This window comes from Psychroserpens sp. AS72, assembly GCF_038900375.1.
Classification (GTDB): domain Bacteria; phylum Bacteroidota; class Bacteroidia; order Flavobacteriales; family Flavobacteriaceae; genus Psychroserpens.
In genome coordinates this window covers 382632-400199 of the sequence record NZ_JBBMRC010000003.1, presented here as the reverse complement: position 1 = coordinate 400199, position 17568 = coordinate 382632, and the positions used below count along the sequence as shown (strand labels likewise).

Below are 17568 nucleotides of genomic sequence, written 5' to 3'. Positions count from 1 at the left end.
ATGAAGTACGGAAGTTTAATATTAGAGAAAAAGGAATATGTGTATTTAAAACGAATACTAAATATTTCGGGATATGCCGAGGATCATGAGGTTCAAAAATCACTTATAAAACTATCAGAAGAACTTAAAACCGCTCACATAGTAGATAATGAAAGTATGCCTGATGATGTCATAAGGTTTAATAGCCTGGTCACAATTGTATTTGAAAATGGCATAGAAAAAAAAGTACAGCTTGTTATCCCTATTGATAAAAACGTAAAAGAGAATAAAATCTCTGTGCTTACTCCAATGGGAGCTGCATTGATAGGTTATGCTAAAGATGATAAGATTGATTGGGATTTTCCAGGTGGAAAACATCAAATAAAAATTAAAGATGTTAGTCGGCAAGAAACTTTAAATGGGATTGATTTAGTAATTTAAAAACAATAAGAGATGACAACTTTTAATACCGAAATATATGATCATGATAATGATTTAGATGTGACTCATAAAATCAACACAATTGAACTTGATAATTGGATCAATCATTTAAAATATATTAGAAAAGAATTGGTTAATCTTATCAATTTGTGTAGTAATGATTTAAATAAAAAACTGGATAATGATAGTGTGTTTGTACGATTTCAGAAGAAAGAAATAGAAAATGAAAATTTATTTAATGCACTTACTAAATATGCTGCTTCACGAAGTAACATAAGTGAGTGTGAAGATACACAATGTGATATGGTTTATATAACAGAGCATGAGTCATATCGAAGAAGTTATTTGTATCACTTAGATAAATATCAAAGACTTAAGGGCGAGTTTTTTGAAAAAGTTCAAGGAAAGTTTACGCTTTTAAATTTAATAGGTAGTTAATCTAAATTATTTGAATACAATTTCAGCATATAAAATAGATGTACATAGAAGATTATGTATACAAAAAGACTTGAGTGAATTGAGCTCTTGGATACATACTTTAGAGTGTTTTAATATAGAATTAGATCATCATAAGATTATCGAAAAACAGCTTATTAAAAACACATCTGTTTCAAGTAGTATTCAAGCTATTCGTAGAAAAAACATCTTAAATATGGCGAGTTTGTGTAAATACGAACAAGAGCTTAAAAAAGAATTTGAATATGGAAAACTTGAATATGATGCAGAAAGCTCTAAAAGACATAATCAAAAACGTGAAAACTATTTGAAATTTATAGAGGAGTGTAACATGTTTAAAAATCAATTCTATGTGTTACTTCACAAATATCATCGTAAATAGTAACTTAAAAGTAAAAGAATCCTATGATAAGAGGTAATTACGCAAAACTGTGATTGGTTAGTAATCAATAAAGGTTTTTGTTGGTTTTGTGTATTAACAACCGTGAAAGCGATTGCTTTCACGGTTATCCTTAAATAAATAACATTTAAAATTAATTTAAGATGAAGTCAATATTAATACCCACTGATTTTTCAGCAACAAGCTATCAAACCATCGATTATGTAATTGAGCTCTTTAAAAATGATAGATGTGAATTTTATTTTCTCAATGCATATACTTTAGATATTGCAGGTTTAAATGCCATAGAAATGCTTCAAGCAGATGATGATTGGTATGAAGAACCCAAACAAGAATCTTTAAATAAATTAGGGGAATTAGTAGAACGACATACTTTAAAATCTAATAATTTGAAACATGAGTTCAATGCAGTTTCAGAATGTGTAAAATTAGTTGACAGCATAAAAAATAATATTGATAAATTAAATATAGACTTAGTTATTCTATCTAGTAGTGGAGAAAAAACGATGACTATTACAAATCAAAATATTTTAGCAAAAATAAGATCTTGCCCTATTTTAATAGTGCCACCTCAAGCTTCTGTTTGTAAAGGATTGCAACTTACTATTGCATCAAATTTCAAACAAAAAATTAATACTAGTGATATTGATAGGTTTTGTGAGTTGTTAACCAATACCAATTTTAAAATAGAAATCTTAGTATTAGAAAATCAAAACACATTGTCTAAAGAGGTTGCCTCTAATTTAGAAACTTTAATTATTCATTTAAAAAAATATATAATTACTCCAATTGAATTGCAATATGCAAACTCACCTCAGGAGCTTAAAAAATATGCGCAATCTCACCAAGAAACGGTTATGTGTGTTGTTGATAAAAAACCAGATGTATTCAGGAAAATAGGGTTTTTAAAGTCTAAAGTAATTTCTACTATGAACCAGATGCGTACAAATGCAGTATTAACTATTCATCAATAAATTCTAGCTTTATGAGTAATAGGAAATTTTATAAACTAGCTATCGTAGTTGGACTAATAGCAATTGCTTTATTATCTTGGTTAGTGCCTGCGCCAATATTTTAAAATTAAAAATGTGTCTGTTTATTTTATAAATTTATGAGCAGTTAGTCTCCATTTTCACTTTTAAAGTTGATTAAAAAATCTATTTATCACAATAGATTTTTTTTTATAGTAATAACTAAATTCTTCTTTCCTTTAAATTAATTAACTATAATTCTAATAACATCGTTCTCTATCAAGTCTGCTTAATTATCAAAAAAGAATTGTAATTTGTAGGCGATGTAAAATTTTAAGATTATGAGTAAAAAAGCAGATCAAACAGCGTCGTTTATGGTTCGTTTTAATCAAATTATTTTTGAGGAAGATGGAGAATCTAAAGTGCAATGGCGAGGCAAAGTATCACATGTTCAAGGTGGTGAAGATCAAAGCTTTTCAGATTTTAATGATGCTGTAAAGTTTATCCAAGAACGACTGGCAGATTTAACTTTAGAAGCGACCAAGCATAAATCACCAGAGCAACAAGATTCTCTGTTGAAAAAAAGTTTCTCTTTATGGAAAACTATGGCGAAAGAAGGTCCTAAAGTAATCATGGAAACAATTAAAGATCCAAGAAAGCAAGTCGCTAATCTTCAGGATCAAATAACAGATTTTGGTGAGGACTTAATGGAAAAAGTACCTATAGATCAATGGAGAAATGCATCAAGATCAGATTTCAATTCTATTAAAGACTCCATTTCGCAATTGGCAGATGAGATGAAAAAACTAAATGCTAAAGTGGATGCAATGAGCTTACCTGTGAAAACAACACGCACTTCAAAAACAACAAAAAAGCCAGCCAAAAAAACAACTCCTGCTAAAAAGAAGTAAATCTTAAATGAGTCATCTCAAAGACAAACTACAAGAACTTAAACACTTTCAAGAGGATGCGACTATTCGCATACAAACCTTGGGACAGTTTAATTTGTGGCGTAACAATGAGAAAGTAGATTCTAAACAATTTGGAAGAGATAAAACGGTTCAATTATTACAGTATTTAATTTCTAATAGGCGACGTCATGCGCTTCACAAAGAAAAAATTATGGATCATCTTTGGGAAGAAGGTGATGATCGTGATTTTAAAGTTGCTTTACATGGTGTAAATAAAGTGTTGGAGCCAGAAAGACCATCAAGAACAGAAGCTAGTTTTGTGATTAGACAAGGTGTTAGTTACCAATTAGATTTAGAGAAAATTTGGATTGACGTAGAGGCTTTGGAGCAATATATTATTATTGGTAACGAAGCTTTAGGTAAAGATCTCGCAGTCACTAAATCGGCTTATAAATCAGCAATAGCATTGTATCAAGGAGTGTATTTACCCAATCGTATTTTTGAAGATTGGTCTTCCGAAGAACGTGAAAAAACTCAAATCCTAATTCTAGGAGCTTATGTGATTCTTGCTGAAATTTTATTACAAGAAAATCCGTTAGAAAGCATCAGATTAGCCCAATGTGCAATCGCAATAGATAAAACTTGGGAAGATGCTTACAGACTTCAAATGCAAGCTTATATTATTAAAGGTAATAGACCTCAAGCCATCAAAGCCTATCAAAAATGTGCAGATGTTTTAGATCAGGAATATGGCATTGATCCACTTCCTGCGACTAAAAAGTTACTTCAGGAGATCGAGAGTATTTAGTTTTTAGTCCAGTTATTTATATATTTTATTTCCATACTCATCCGCACTTAGCTTTGCGTCTTTGCGCATTTGCGAGAGAATTTTAGATGTTGTCTCCAATAATAAAATAAATTTTAAAATAATTTATAGTTTAAAAACTCTTGAAACACTCGTTATTACTGTGTTTTATTCTTCGGAAATATCTAATCTTCATATTTAATTCCTTTCCATGCTATAATTGCAACTCATTTGTAACTACCTGATTGTACGTTTGTACCATAAAATAAAACAACACATTAATACACTATAATACTATGGCTACTAAAAAGCACACAACAATTATCGATACAACAGCTAACAAAGCATTAGGATTAGTTACTAAAGTAAATGATTTAGCAATAAGTACTACTGAAAAAGTAGCGATGAAATCTATTGGTTTAACCGAAAAAGGATTAGGGCTTTCTACTAAAATTGTAAAAAAAGGAATTAAAGCTTCAGCAAAAAATCAGGAGTTAGTATTCAATACATTAGAAACTGTAAAAGGTAAAGCTGTAAAGTTTTTACCAAAATTTAAATAATTTCAGAATAAAAAAAAGGACACATACTCAAGTGCAACTCATTTGTAACTCTCTGATTGTATGTTTGTACCAAATTAAAATAATAACAACACAATAACAATATATATTATGGCAACTAAAACAAAAACAGTAGCAAAAAAAGCAACTAAAAAAGTAAACAAACCTAGTGTTGCAAAAAAAGTAAATTCAAGTTTAGTTAATGCATCATTATCTGCAATTAACACAACTATAGATAATGGAGAAAAATGGCAAAAATTAGCTTCTAAGTTAATTAAGAAGTCAGAGAAAGTAAGAGAACAACAAATCAATATGATTTTTGATACAGCAGAAGCTGTAAAAGGACAAGTGATGGTTGGTGCTGATAGAATGAAAGATTTAGTTGGTATTGATGATGAGTTGATTGAAAAAGCTAAAAATAAAGTTATCAATAACCCAGTTAGTAGAAAAGTTGTTGGGATCGTAGAAGATATTACAGAAAAAGTATCTGAAAACCCAATGGTTCAGAAAGCAGAAAAAGCAACTGAAGACATGAAGGTTAAAGGTATGGCGAAATTCAACGAATTAAAAGGCGATGTGTTAAAGCAAGCTTACAACGTTGTCAACACTGCTGAAAACAAACTTGAAGATGCTAGAAAAGATCTTAAAAAGGAAGTAAATAAAGCAACTAAAGCTTCTAAAAGTACAGCTACTAAAGCAAAAGCTTCAAAAGCAACTAAAGTTGTTGCTAAAAAAGCACCAAAGAAAACTGTAGCAAAAAAAGCAACGACTACTAAAGCAAAAACAACTAAAGTAGCAAAGAAAGTAGCACCTAAAGCAAAAGTAACAGTAGCTAAGAAAACTACTGCAGTTAAAAAGGCAACAGTTGCAAAAGCAACTGAGGCTAAAAAAGAAGTAACTAAAGTTGAAGAAGTAAAAACTGAGGTTAACGAAACAATCAAAACATCTGCAAAAGATGATTTAAAGTTAATTTATGGTATTGGACCAAAAACAGAATTGGCTTTAAACAACAATGGAGTTAACACGTATGCAGAATTCGCAAAACTTGAAACTGCAGAAGTAGAAGCAATTCTTGAAAAAGAAACAGTTTCATTCGCAAATACAGATTTGAAAGATTGGAAAAAACAAGCTGAAGTAGCTGTGAAAGATGGTGCTGAAGGTTTAGTTAAATGGGTAGAAAGATATAGAACTGCCTAATCGTTCTTCTGTATAATTAATATAAAAATCATTTATAATGAAAAATAAAAAATCAATACTAGATGCTCCAAAGACAATGGTTTTTAAAGCACTAGACAAAACAAAAAAAGTGGTAACTAATGCAAATGGTTATGCGCTTAACACAACAGAAGATTTAGTTTCTGAAGGAATCCTAGTAGCAGAACAGTGGCAAACTGTTGGTAGCAAAGCTTTAAAAGGTGGTTTATCATTAGCTGCAAAAAATCAAGACATCGTTTTTGATGCCTTAACAGGTGTGAAAAAACACATGATTTTAAGTAAAAAAAGATGGTCTAAGCTTATCGCATAGGTTATAAGAATTAGTTTAGTTGATTGATAAAAGCCAAGTTACATGTTATATGTAGCTTGGTTTTTTTTTGTTTTTAGTTGGTAGTTAAACCAAGATCATTTCGTATTTTTAAGGTAAAATTGGGTTAATGGTTAAGAAACACAAAATTTCAGATTCAGAAATTATTACATTCTACATGGAGTTCGTGGTAGAACATCAAATTAAGCCAGACTCGGTTGAAGATTTTTGCCAATTATATCAATTTGATGATGCCATTTTTTATGAATATTTCAGATCATTTAAAGATCTAGAAAAAACGATTTATAACCTGCTTTTTCAAAATTCATTACTTACATTAAAGCAAACTCCAGAATACCATAGTTTTAGTAAAAAAGATAAGTTATTGAGTTTGTACTACACGTTTTTTGAAAATTTGGCTCTCAATCAAGAGTTTGTTAAACTGAATTTGAAAGGGTTTGAAAATCAATTAAAAGCGCTTTCTGTATTTTCTAGGTTTAAGAGAAGTTTTACAAGCTTTATTGATGAGTTGGATATAGAAACTATTAGCTTAAATGTAGAAACTATTGAAACTATTCAGAAAAAAACCATCAAAGAATCTGCTTGGATTCAGCTTTTATTTACGATGAAATTTTGGTTGGATGATAGTTCCGAAGATTTTGAAAAAACAGATATTTTTATCGAAAAATCCATCAATACAAGCATGGAGTTAATAGATACCAAATCACTACATAATATTATTGATCTTGCAAAGTTCTTGTATAAAGAGAAAGTGAAATAGAAAACCTATGAAGACAGTTAAAAATATTCCAATTTCAAAAATACAACGTGCCTCAAAATTGGTGCAAACAGGAGCAAAAGTAGGTGTGAATTACCTAAAATATTATGGTGATAAAATGATAAATTCTGAAGCTGACGCAAAAGAACGCCTAGATGAATCAAATGCCACAGATATTTATGACAGCTTAAAAGATTTAAAGGGAAGTGCACTAAAATTAGCGCAAATGTTAAGCATGGAGAAAAACATTTTACCTCAAGCTTATGTCGAAAAATTTTCGTTATCTCAATTTTCTGTTCCGCCATTATCTGCTCCTTTAGTAATGAAAACCTTTAAAAAATCTTTTGGTAAATTCCCGAATGAGATTTTTGATAGCTTTAATCCCGAAGCTATAAATGCTGCAAGTATTGGTCAAGTGCACAGAGCAGAAAAAGACGGAAAAACGTTAGCCGTAAAAATTCAATATCCTGGAGTTGCAGATAGTATTTTATCAGATTTAGCAATGGTAAAACCAATTGCTATGAAAATGTTTAATATCAAAGGTGAACATTCTGATGTGTATTTTAAAGAAGTAGAAGGGAAGCTCATTGAGGAAACCAATTATTTATTAGAAATTGAGCAAAGCAAAGAAGTTGTTGCTGCTTGTGAGCATATTCCTAATTTACTATTTCCGAAGTATTACAAAGAGCTATCCTCTCAACAAATTATTACAATGGATTGGATGGAAGGTATTCACCTTTCAGAATTTGCTAAAATAAACACCAATCAAGACGTGGCTAATTCAATAGGGCAAGCGCTTTGGGATTTTTATATGTACCAAATGCATACGCTCAAAAAAGTGCATGCAGATCCGCATCCTGGTAATTTTTTAGTGTCTGAAAACGGACAACTCATAGCCATAGATTTTGGATGTATGAAAATAATTCCTGAAGATTTTTATGACCCTTATTTTGAGTTATTTGATAAAAATGTTTTAGATGATTCTAAACTATTTCACAATAAATTATTAGAATTAGAAATCTTAAGGGAGGACGATACCGAAGAAGAAATCCTCTTTTTTACCAATATGTTTCATGATGTTTTAAGTTTCTTTACTCAACCTTTTCGTGAGGAAATTTTCAATTTTTCAGACCCAGAGTTTTTTGATAAAATTGCAGCCATAGGTGAACGTTATTTTAAAGACACAAGAACAAGAAAGATGAATGCTAACAGAGGCTCGCGACATTTTATTTATATGAATAGAACGTTTTTTGGCTTGTTTAATTTGATGTTTGATTTAAAAGCTGAACGTATAATAATAGAAAATTATAAAACTTTTTAAGTGTTGTCGTTTTAGATGCAAGTTTGCAATAAATTAAAAAGTACTATGCGTGCATAGTATTTATGAAAATTGTGTATCTTGCAAATGCCCAAAAAGTAGATGATATTTTGATACATGTTTTGATGAAAATTGATTACATTTTCAAAACATAAAAGTGAGACGCAACGGTTTTAAAAAGAACAGCTTAATACAAATATATTAATGGCAAAAAAAATAGATTTGAAGGACATTATGCAAGATGCATTTGATGCTTCAATCCAACAGATTTCTGGTTACGATGCTGGATTTTTGTATGCAGAATCTCCTACCAGTCCAATGCACATTGCAACTTTAAATATTGTTGAAGGTTCATTAAAATATGAAGACTTTAAAGCAATAGTTGCATCCAAATTGCATTTGATTCCTAAATTTAGACAACGTTTACTTAATGTGCCAATGAATTTGGATTATCCATATTGGGTAGATGATCCAAATTTTGATATTGATCTACATTTAAATCGTATTAAATTGCCAGATCCATCAAACTGGAGAACGTTACGAGATTTAACGTCAAAATTATTTAGTTCACCTTTAGATTTGAGACGACCACTGTGGTCTGTTCATTTTATTGAAGGTATCGATGAAATTGCCCAAGTGCCAAAAGGATCTGTAGCCATTGTTACAAAGGTACATCATGTTATGATTGATGGTAAATCAGGAGTTGGACTACTTGGTGTTTTATATGATAGTGATGAAAACGGAAAAGAAAAAAAGCGTTCAAAACCAAAGCCATTTAATCCAGAACCTCTACCAGACGAACTTAGTTTATTATTAAAAAGTGGTTACGAGTTTTTTAAAAACCCGTTTAAAATTCCAAAAACTGTTGCAGAAACAACTTTTAGTTTTATAAAGAGTAAAGCTGCCAGTAAATTGAGTATTCAAAAGGAATTTAGCTCGTCAAAATTTCCTGTTCCTATTACGATTTTCAATGGTAAAATTTCAGCAAAAAGAACTTGGGGAACAGCAATTTTATCTTTTGAACGTATCAATGCGCTCAGAAAAGTAATGGGTGGAAGTATAAATGATATTATTCTTGCTATTTGTGCTGGAGCAATTCGTCGTTATTTAGTTGAAAAAGAAAAATTACCGTTACATCCTTTAGTAGCAAATGTTCCAATTTCTATTAGAACAGAGAATAGCACTAAAATGAATAACCAGATTGCTAATATGATGATTCAATTAGCAACACATATTGAAGATCCTTTGGAGCGTCTAGAATATATCCAAGAACAAACCATGTTAGGGAAATCTAGACACAATACAATGGGAGCAAAAACATTAGCTAAAATGGCAGATGTAGTGCCTTTTGGTTTAGCAAATTTAGCAGCTGGATTGTATAGTAAATACAATATTAAAGATTTGCACAGACCACCTTTTAATGTCACAATTACTAATGTTCCAGGTCCAAGAGGACTCTTATATTTAAATGGTCATAAAGTGGTTTCTATTTTTGGATTAACACCAGTTGTAGATGGTTTTGGGCTAATAATTGCTGCTTTTAGTTATAATGGACAAGTGAGTATTACGACGACTTCCGATGCTAAAACAATGCCAGATGCAGATGTGTTTTCAAGATATATAAGAGAATCTGCAAATGAGTTAGAAGAACTTATCAAAAATTTAGGAAAAAGCAAATCAACAAGCAAAGTAGCTACAAAATTAAAAAGTAAAAGTGCTCCATTTTTTACAGCTCTAAAAAAGTATTTGAAAGAGAACCCGAAAGTAGTAAAAGCAAACAAAGGGATATATCATATGCAAGTGGGTTTAGGAGATAAAACTGATGGCTATGAAATAGATCTCACCAAAGCAACAGCTGTTATTAAGAAAAAGAAGAATTTAGAGCCTAAAGTATTGATTGAAATAGAAGATGAAAATCTTTTTGCCTTATATAAAGGCAAGTTGTTTTTAGAAGAATTGAAAATACAAGGACGAATTAAAATAACAGGAACAGCATCGGGTAAAACAAAATTTATGAGGTTGCTAACTGCGTTTTTAGAAAGATAATTCATGCATTATAAAACAAATATATTAACGTCTACAGATGGAGAATCCATTTGTTACTATAGGTGGAAAGCTAATCCAAATGTTCCTTATAAAGGTTTAGTGCAAATTGCACATGGTCTTGGAGAACATGCTGGCAGATACGACCATATAGCACATCTTTTACAGGAAGAAGGCTATTCGGTGTATGCTAATGATCATCGTGCTCATGGTAAAACTGCGGAAATGAAACGTTTATTTGGGTTTTATGATGGTAGTGACTATTTTGAGGATTGTGTAGAAGATATGCATGCGTTGTCTAACTTAATGAAAATTGAATATCCTGAATCTAAATTTATCTTATTCGGACATAGTATGGGTTCATTGTTAAGCAGAAAATACGTTACCAAATACGGAAATGAATTAGATGCCTTAATCTTATCTGGAACGGCAAGTTTTATAAAAGGATTAGGGAATATTGGTTTAGTTACAGCAACAACAGTTACTGCTTTTCGAGGAAGAGCAAGAGGAAATGAATTTTTGAAATCTTTCTTTTTTGGAGAATTCAATAAAAAATTCAAACCCAACAGAACAAAATTAGATTGGATTAGTAGCGATGAAAAACAAGTAGATTTATTTGAAGAAGATCCTTATCGTGTTGAAGATTTCTCACTTGGAGTATTTTTAGATATTATTAAAAATTCTAAAACATTAAATAAGCCTGAAGCTTTTAAATCCACACCAAAAGATTTACCAATTCTAATGTTCTCTGGTGATAAAGATCCAGTTGGAGAAATGGGTAAAGGTGTAAAACGCGTTGCCAAACAATATGAAAAAAGAGGCATGGATGATTTTACTTTTAATTTATATGAAGGAGGAAGACATGAAATGTTAAACGAAACTAATGCCGAAGCTGTAGAACAAGAACTTTTAGTTTGGTTAAAAGCTCGTACATAAGTCTAAAAAACAATAATGGAAGAAACCCAAATTTTATATAGAATTTTCACCCGTTTTGCAACTGCTTTAGGTGTTTTAAATGGTTTGTCATTAAAAGATTCTAAAAAGCTAACTAGTGTTCAGTTTAAAGAACATTCTCTTGTAGATGACGTAAAAGCGCTTATCAAAAAAATAGATAATGATGAGCATGATAAAATTGAACAACTATTAGATGAAACGATCTTGGTTTGTGATGAATTAGGTCCAAATAGAGATTATATTACTCTAGTGAAAATCATGCAAAACATTGGTGATTCAATTTCTGAAGGTCATGATCAAAATGAATATAAATACACCAATTCACTCATAGAGCGGTTTGAAAAAGAAATCTCACTCGTTAATAAAAAAATACCTTCTCCACCATTGTTTAACATGGTTATGGAGAGTCGATCTTTATTAGAGTGGTCATCTATCTATTGTTTGTATCCATTTATTCCAAAACGTATTAAAGGAAACGGAAAACCAGTGTTGTTAATTCCGCCCTATTTAGGTGATGATAATTCAACATCATTTGTGAGAAAGTATCTAACCTCTTTAGGTTTTAAAACTTATAAATGGGAATTAGGATTTAATATGGTGAAGTCGCATTACATTCCTAGATTAGAAGAGAAATTAGCAGATATTTATCAGCAACATCAAGAAAAAGTGAGTATTGTAGGATGGAGTGGTGGTGGTATTTTTGCTAAAATAATGGCTAATAGACATCCAAATCAAGTTGAGCAAATTTTGACGATTGGCTCACCAATTTGGGGAGTTATGGACATGAAAACGCCTGTTTATGGTTTGATGGAATTTTTCCGAGGAAAATCATTAAAAGAACGAAACGAACGCTTTTTAGCAGAGTTAGAACCCATTCCAAAAGTTCCTGTAACTTGTATTTATACCAAAACAGATGGTTTAGTGCCATGGAAACATTGTTTAGAAGCAGCAACATTTAGAAAGGATATTAAAAATATTGAAGTGTATGGTAGCCATTCAGGAATGGGAGCAAATGCAAGCGTTTTATTAGTGACAGCCAATATGCTAAGTGCAAATATTCAAGGCAAAAAAATAAGAGATGTAGGTTCTAATCTGGAGCGTTATTTATATCCTAACTTTTGGAATAAAGCCAGAAAAGCATTCAAAACAAAAAAGACAATTACCCAAAGCGTAAAATAATACCTTATGGATCATATTATTGAACATCATAAATTTCAGGAAGCTTTAAAGCAAATTGCTGTGGAGCAAAAATTAGATCTTGAAGATGTAAAAAAGCAAGGTGCAAATTGTATTAAAGAGTTGTATGCACTACAACACCCTATGGCAAAATTGGTGTCTGTAAAAGGCTTTGATTATATTTTATCACGAGCGTATAATGATAAAATAGATGTTGATCCAAAAGGAATAAAAAAGTTGATGAAATTGATGCAGAAAAACTCTGTAGCTTTTATCATGACTCATAAAACGTATTTAGATACTTTAGTTTTAATTTCAACATTAGCACGTTACGGAATGCCTATTCCTTATTCTTTTGGAGGAAGTAATTTGGCTTTTCCAGGATTAAAACAACTAGGAAATAATGCTGGACTTATTTTTATTCGTCGCAGTTTTAAAGATGATTTAATCTATAAAGCAGCATTACGACATTATATTTCTACCATCATTGATAAAGGTGATCACTTAACTTGGAATATTGAAGGCACACGCTCAAGAACAGGTAAAATTATTTACCCAAAAATGGGGATTTTAAAATATATTAAAGAAGGCGAAGCACAAAGCTCAAGATCTATAAAATATGTGCCAGTTTCTATTGTTTACGATTTGATTCCTGATGTCAAAGAAATGACCGAAGAAGGAAAAGGACAAGCTAAAAAGTCTGAAAACGTAAAAGAAGCACTCAACTATATTAAAAAATTAGGAAATGATTATGGTCGAGCAGCCATTCGTTTTGGAGAACCAGTAGAGGGAGAAGAAGATCAACAAGCCATCATTCCAGATATGGAAGAAGATAGTTATGCAGACAAAAACACCTTGCCACGATTTGCGTTTGAGTTGATTCATAAAACAAATGCTATTACACCTGTAACAGCAGTGTCTTTAGTGTGTCATACACTTTTAAATGATTTTGCCTTAACCAAAAAAGAAATTGAATTTAAGGTCAATCGTCTCATGACTTATATTGGTCAAAAGCAAGAAGACGTCCTTATAGATCGTGGAAATAAAATTGGTGTTACCATACAAAAGGCGTTAAATTTATTACAAGGCGCAAGAATTATTCAAAAAAGTAGAGCAGGACAAAGAGCACAATATAGTTTGGTTTCTACGGAATATCTACCAGCCACCTATTATGCAAATATGGCTTCAGGTCATTTGTACCACCAAGCGTTTATTGAAATGGCTTTGGTGAAAATAAAAGACGATACATCTGCAAACCGAATCACTAATTTCTGGAACGAAATTATGGAACTTCGTAATTTATTTAAATTCGAATTTTTCTACACTAACAAACCAAAATTTAGTAGTGAAATCGAAGCAGAATTATTACGATTTGATAAAAACTGGAGAGCAATAATTGTAGATCCTAAAGGAGATATTTCAGGACTATTTAAAAGACAAGATGTATTTGTATCTAGAGCTATTCTATTATCTTATTTAGAAGCAGATAAAGTGGTTTGTCATACATTGAATAGTTGGGATACTGATGATGAGTTTTCAGATGATGAATTTATCGAATTAGCAATGTTTAAAGGTAAAGAATTGCATTGGCAATCTAAGATTACGCGTCTAGATAGTGTCTCCAAACCATTTTTAATTAATGCACTTCGTTTTGCTAAAAATGCTAATTTAACTCCTGTAGATAGAACATTAGATTATGAAGGTTTAGAGATTTGGAAAAATCAATTAGAAGATTTATCAGAACGTTTATTTTATTTAAAGCAAATTGAGAATGTTCTAGATAAAAAAGGATTACTCCAAGAACCTTCCGAAGAAAATATAGTGCCAGATTCTGGTAATGATGACGATCATCATACAACTGTCATAGAGGAAGGTCCACATATCACTGCATTTTTTGATATGGACAAAACGTTAATCAATGATTTTTCGGCTAAAAAATTCATGACGACACGTTTATTCAGCGGTAAAACAACAGCTAAAGAATATTTAACTCAATTTGCTACAGCCTTAATTTTTGCTGCAGGAAACAGAGATTTTGAAGTGTTGACTAAAATTGCAGCACTTGGTGTAAAAGGTATTGCAGAATCTGCTTTTGCAGAATTAGGAGAGCATGTTTTTGAAGAGTTTTTAGAAGAAACTATTTATCAAGAATCACGTGATTTAATACAGAAACATTTAGAAAAAGGGCATAAAGTTGTCATCATTTCGGCTGCGACAACTTATCAAATTGAACCTATCGCAAAAGCATTAGGGATAAAAGATATCTACGCAACAGAAATGGAATTACGTAACGGTAAATTTACTGGTCGTGTTTCAGAGATGTGTTGGGGAGAAGGTAAAGCCAGAGCAGCACGTAAATTTGCTAAGAAGAATAAAACAGATTTATCAAAAAGTTATTTTTATACAGATAGTATTGAAGACTTACCATTATTGAAATTAGTTGGAAATCCTGTAGCTACTAATCCAGATCAGCGACTATCACAAATGGCTTTTGAAAATAATTGGCCAATTTTAAGATTTGAAGAACCTGTTGAAAAGCCAATTGTAAATGGATTTAGAACAGGATTAGCTGCAGCGAGTATTTATCCATCTGCATTAAAAGGAGTCTTAAAAGGAGCATTGACATTGTCTCGACAAGAAGCAGCAAATACAACATTTTCAAGTATTGGAGATTTAGGTTCTAAAATGGCTGGACTTGATATTGCTGTAAAAGGAAAACATAATTTAGAAGATATTCGTCCAGCAGTGTTTTGTTTTAACCATCAAAGTGCTGCAGATTTCTTTATAGTAATGAAATTGATACGACATGATTTTACAGGAGTTGCAAAGAAAGAATTAGAGCGCACACCAGTTGGACCAATTTTTAAAGCTTTAGGAGCCATATTTGTAGATCGTGCCAATAAAGAAAAAGCTATTGAAGCAATGAAACCTGCTGTTGAAGCTCTAAAGAGTGGAATTTCTGTTGCTATTGCACCAGAAGGTACTCGAAGCGGAAGCAAAACTTTAGGAACATTTAAAAAAGGCGCTTTTCACTTAGCAATGCAAGCAGGAGTTCCAATAATTCCTATCGTTATCAAAAACGCTTATATGGCAATGCCAAAAGGTACAAGTATGTTTAAACCTACTCATATTGAGGTTGTTGTGTTAGAACCTGTAGATACGTCGCTTTGGAAATTAAAAAACCTCAATAAACATATTGAAGACGTAAGAAATTTATATCTTAATGAACTAGAAAATTAATCTGATGAAACATCCACAACTGATTTATCGATAACTCGATATATAATTATTTGGATGTTCCATGCGACTATAGTAACACAATAAAAATATACGCATGAAACTGAACGTAGGAATTTTAGGTGGTGGATCTTGGGGAACAACCGTTGCATCCTTAACAGCAAAAAACAATGACACCATTTTATGGGCAAGAAATGAAAAAGCGGTTAACGAAATAAATGAAAAACATACCAACACTAAATATCTACCAGGAGCACAATTAAATAAAAATTTAAAAGCTTCAACGTCAATTGAAGACACGGTTAAAAATGCAGATGTGATTGTTATGGGAATTCCTTCTCAGCATTTTAGAGAAGTATTACGTGTAGCAAAAGCATATATTAGACCATGGGTTCCCATTGTGAGTTTATCTAAAGGATTAGAACTCAAGACAAAAATGCGCATGACGCAAATTATTGAAGAAGAACTTCCTGGTCATCCAGCTGGTGTTTTAACTGGTCCTAATTTAGCTAAAGAAATTCATTCAGGACAAGCAGCAGCTGCAGTAATTGCTATGGTTGATAAAACCATTGCTAAAGAATTACAACAAGTGTTTAGCACAGGATTGTTTCGAGTGTATACAAATAATGATGTCATTGGTTGTGAACTTGGAGGTGCTTTAAAAAATATTATGGCAATTGCCACAGGAATGGGTGATGGAGCAAATGCAGGAGACAACACTAGAGCAGCTTTAATTACTAGAGGTTTATCTGAGTTAACTAGATTAGGAATTGCAATGGGAGGAAAGCGTAGAACGTTCTCTGGATTGGCAGGTATGGGAGATTTAGTAGCAACTTGCTCAAGTTCTAAAAGTAGAAATCATCACGTAGGATTTGAAATAGGACGTGGTAAAAGTTTAGAGCAGATTATTGATGAAATGAATGAAGTGGCAGAAGGTGTAAAAACCGCAAAAGTAGTCATGGAATTAGCTAAAGATTATAAAGTAGATATGCCAATTTCTAGAGAGGTTTACAAAGTACTATACGAAGGCAATACTGTTAATGATGCTTTTAAAGGTTTGCTTAAAATTGAAAGTGGTTCAGAAAAAGAGCCAGGATAAATATAATTAATCATTCTTCGGAAATTGCTCATGAAATTAATTGTCAACGCCTTAATTATATTTTTTTCTCTTTCATCGTTTTCGCAATCTGTGGAAACACATGTGTATGCTATTAAAACTATTGACTCTCTTAAACTTGATGTCTATACACCAGAAAAACTATCAGATAGCACAAAACTTCCGGTTGTAATTTGGATGCATGGAGGCGGTTTTTCAGGAGGTTCAAGAGATGGTGTTGAAGAGCAACAATTGATGAAGTACTTAACTGAAAATGGATTTATTGGTGTTTCAATATCTTATAGATTACTTAGAAATGGTGCTATAACAGGATTTGGTTGTCAATGCTCTAAAGAAGAGAAATTATTCACGTTTGCTAAGGCGGCAGAAGATTTTTTAGATGCGACAAATTACCTTATTCAAAACAGTGATTCTTTACATGTAAATCCTAAAAAAATAATAGCTGGAGGCAGTAGTGCAGGAGCAGAGGCTGTATTGAGTGCCGTTTATATGAAAGATTTTTTCATAGAAGATACAAGTGATTATGAGAATATCAAATATGCTGGATTGATTTCATTTGCTGGTGCAATGGTTGATGAAAATTATATCACAAAAGAAAATGCGGTACCTACAGTTTTGTTTCATGGCACAAATGATAATATGGTACCATACTTAAAAGCATCCCATCATTTGTGTAATCGTAATGAGATAGGTTATCTTATTTTAAATGGATCTGGAGTCATTGTTACAAGGTTAGAAAAAATAAATATGCCTTACTATTTATTTAGAGTAGAAGGAGCACAACATGAAGTTTCATCAATTAACTTTAAAGAACTAGACAATATCAAGCAATTTATAAACAATACAGTTTTAGATTCTAAAGTAATTCAAACCAAACGTTTAGAGTTTAAGCGTTAAGTCTTA

The 17568-nt window shown here is 31.6% G+C and carries 17 protein-coding genes; all 17 read left to right on the top strand.

Annotated features, from left to right (window positions below; all coding sequences use genetic code 11):
* The 17 genes from WNY78_RS07950 to WNY78_RS07870 all read left to right on the top strand — a co-directional run bounded on the left by WNY78_RS07950 (position 1) and on the right by WNY78_RS07870 (position 17562).
* Positions 1 to 420 (top strand): GreA/GreB family elongation factor, encoded by a 420-nt coding sequence (locus tag WNY78_RS07950; protein WP_342872667.1) that lies wholly within the window; start codon positions 1 to 3, stop codon positions 418 to 420.
* A gap of 12 nt (positions 421 to 432) precedes the next feature.
* A complete protein-coding gene (locus WNY78_RS07945; RefSeq protein ID WP_342872666.1) occupies positions 433 to 858 on the top strand; it encodes a hypothetical protein in 426 nt (141 codons plus the stop codon).
* 10 nt (positions 859 to 868) lie between these two features.
* Positions 869 to 1258 carry a hypothetical protein gene (locus tag WNY78_RS07940; protein ID WP_342872665.1) on the top strand — a complete coding sequence of 130 codons (390 nt, stop codon included), beginning with the start codon at positions 869 to 871 and terminating at the stop codon, positions 1256 to 1258.
* 161 nt (positions 1259 to 1419) lie between these two features.
* Complete coding sequence (locus WNY78_RS07935; protein ID WP_342872664.1) at positions 1420 to 2250, top strand: universal stress protein; 831 nt, start codon at positions 1420 to 1422, stop codon at positions 2248 to 2250.
* Positions 2251 to 2588: 338 nt separating this feature from the next.
* Entirely contained in the window at positions 2589 to 3158 is a 570-nt protein-coding gene (locus WNY78_RS07930) for a hypothetical protein (protein WP_342872663.1), read from the top strand.
* 7 nt (positions 3159 to 3165) lie between these two features.
* Positions 3166 to 3966, top strand: coding sequence for a bacterial transcriptional activator domain-containing protein (locus WNY78_RS07925; protein ID WP_342872662.1), 801 nt, complete (start codon positions 3166 to 3168; stop codon positions 3964 to 3966).
* 293 nt (positions 3967 to 4259) lie between these two features.
* On the top strand, positions 4260 to 4523 hold the full coding sequence (locus WNY78_RS07920) for a hypothetical protein (RefSeq protein ID WP_342872661.1): 264 nt from the start codon (positions 4260 to 4262) through the stop codon (positions 4521 to 4523).
* 108 nt (positions 4524 to 4631) lie between these two features.
* Positions 4632 to 5717, top strand: a complete 1086-nt coding sequence (locus WNY78_RS07915; protein WP_342872660.1) for a hypothetical protein — start codon at positions 4632 to 4634, stop codon at positions 5715 to 5717.
* A gap of 37 nt (positions 5718 to 5754) precedes the next feature.
* Positions 5755 to 6045 carry a hypothetical protein gene (locus WNY78_RS07910; RefSeq protein WP_342872659.1) on the top strand — a complete coding sequence of 97 codons (291 nt, stop codon included), beginning with the start codon at positions 5755 to 5757 and terminating at the stop codon, positions 6043 to 6045.
* Between the two features lie 127 nt (positions 6046 to 6172).
* The gene (locus tag WNY78_RS07905; RefSeq protein ID WP_342872658.1) at positions 6173 to 6823 is read left to right on the top strand and encodes a TetR family transcriptional regulator C-terminal domain-containing protein; all 651 of its coding nucleotides are present in this window, start codon (positions 6173 to 6175) and stop codon (positions 6821 to 6823) included.
* 7 nt (positions 6824 to 6830) lie between these two features.
* On the top strand, positions 6831 to 8141 hold the full coding sequence (locus WNY78_RS07900) for an AarF/ABC1/UbiB kinase family protein (RefSeq protein ID WP_342872657.1): 1311 nt from the start codon (positions 6831 to 6833) through the stop codon (positions 8139 to 8141).
* 201 nt (positions 8142 to 8342) lie between these two features.
* A complete protein-coding gene (locus WNY78_RS07895; RefSeq protein ID WP_342872656.1) occupies positions 8343 to 10184 on the top strand; it encodes a wax ester/triacylglycerol synthase family O-acyltransferase in 1842 nt (613 codons plus the stop codon).
* Positions 10185 to 10187: 3 nt separating this feature from the next.
* Positions 10188 to 11117, top strand: a complete 930-nt coding sequence (locus tag WNY78_RS07890) for a lysophospholipase (RefSeq protein WP_342872655.1) — start codon at positions 10188 to 10190, stop codon at positions 11115 to 11117.
* 15 nt (positions 11118 to 11132) lie between these two features.
* Positions 11133 to 12314, top strand: coding sequence for an alpha/beta hydrolase (locus WNY78_RS07885; protein WP_342872654.1), 1182 nt, complete (start codon positions 11133 to 11135; stop codon positions 12312 to 12314).
* 6 nt (positions 12315 to 12320) lie between these two features.
* Positions 12321 to 15551, top strand: coding sequence for an HAD-IB family hydrolase (locus WNY78_RS07880; RefSeq protein WP_342872653.1), 3231 nt, complete (start codon positions 12321 to 12323; stop codon positions 15549 to 15551).
* Positions 15552 to 15645: 94 nt separating this feature from the next.
* A complete protein-coding gene (locus WNY78_RS07875; protein ID WP_342872652.1) occupies positions 15646 to 16647 on the top strand; it encodes an NAD(P)H-dependent glycerol-3-phosphate dehydrogenase in 1002 nt (333 codons plus the stop codon).
* Between the two features lie 30 nt (positions 16648 to 16677).
* On the top strand, positions 16678 to 17562 hold the full coding sequence (locus WNY78_RS07870) for an alpha/beta hydrolase (protein WP_342872651.1): 885 nt from the start codon (positions 16678 to 16680) through the stop codon (positions 17560 to 17562).
* The last annotated feature ends 6 nt before the right edge of the window (positions 17563 to 17568 follow it).

Bases quoted from the DNA above. Each gene is read 5' to 3' on its own strand.
- WNY78_RS07950 (WP_342872667.1), top strand. From the start codon at position 1: ATGAAGTACGGAAGTTTAATATTAGAGAAAAAGGAATATGTGTATTTA.
- WNY78_RS07945 (WP_342872666.1), top strand. From the start codon at position 433: ATGACAACTTTTAATACCGAAATATATGATCATGATAATGATTTAGAT.
- WNY78_RS07935 (WP_342872664.1), top strand. From the start codon at position 1,420: ATGAAGTCAATATTAATACCCACTGATTTTTCAGCAACAAGCTATCAA.
- WNY78_RS07930 (WP_342872663.1), top strand. From the start codon at position 2,589: ATGAGTAAAAAAGCAGATCAAACAGCGTCGTTTATGGTTCGTTTTAAT.
- WNY78_RS07925 (WP_342872662.1), top strand. From the start codon at position 3,166: ATGAGTCATCTCAAAGACAAACTACAAGAACTTAAACACTTTCAAGAG.
- WNY78_RS07920 (WP_342872661.1), top strand. From the start codon at position 4,260: ATGGCTACTAAAAAGCACACAACAATTATCGATACAACAGCTAACAAA.
- WNY78_RS07915 (WP_342872660.1), top strand. From the start codon at position 4,632: ATGGCAACTAAAACAAAAACAGTAGCAAAAAAAGCAACTAAAAAAGTA.
- WNY78_RS07910 (WP_342872659.1), top strand. From the start codon at position 5,755: ATGAAAAATAAAAAATCAATACTAGATGCTCCAAAGACAATGGTTTTT.
- WNY78_RS07905 (WP_342872658.1), top strand. From the start codon at position 6,173: ATGGTTAAGAAACACAAAATTTCAGATTCAGAAATTATTACATTCTAC.
- WNY78_RS07900 (WP_342872657.1), top strand. From the start codon at position 6,831: ATGAAGACAGTTAAAAATATTCCAATTTCAAAAATACAACGTGCCTCA.
- WNY78_RS07895 (WP_342872656.1), top strand. From the start codon at position 8,343: ATGGCAAAAAAAATAGATTTGAAGGACATTATGCAAGATGCATTTGAT.
- WNY78_RS07890 (WP_342872655.1), top strand. From the start codon at position 10,188: ATGCATTATAAAACAAATATATTAACGTCTACAGATGGAGAATCCATT.
- WNY78_RS07885 (WP_342872654.1), top strand. From the start codon at position 11,133: ATGGAAGAAACCCAAATTTTATATAGAATTTTCACCCGTTTTGCAACT.
- WNY78_RS07880 (WP_342872653.1), top strand. From the start codon at position 12,321: ATGGATCATATTATTGAACATCATAAATTTCAGGAAGCTTTAAAGCAA.
- WNY78_RS07875 (WP_342872652.1), top strand. From the start codon at position 15,646: ATGAAACTGAACGTAGGAATTTTAGGTGGTGGATCTTGGGGAACAACC.
- WNY78_RS07870 (WP_342872651.1), top strand. From the start codon at position 16,678: ATGAAATTAATTGTCAACGCCTTAATTATATTTTTTTCTCTTTCATCG.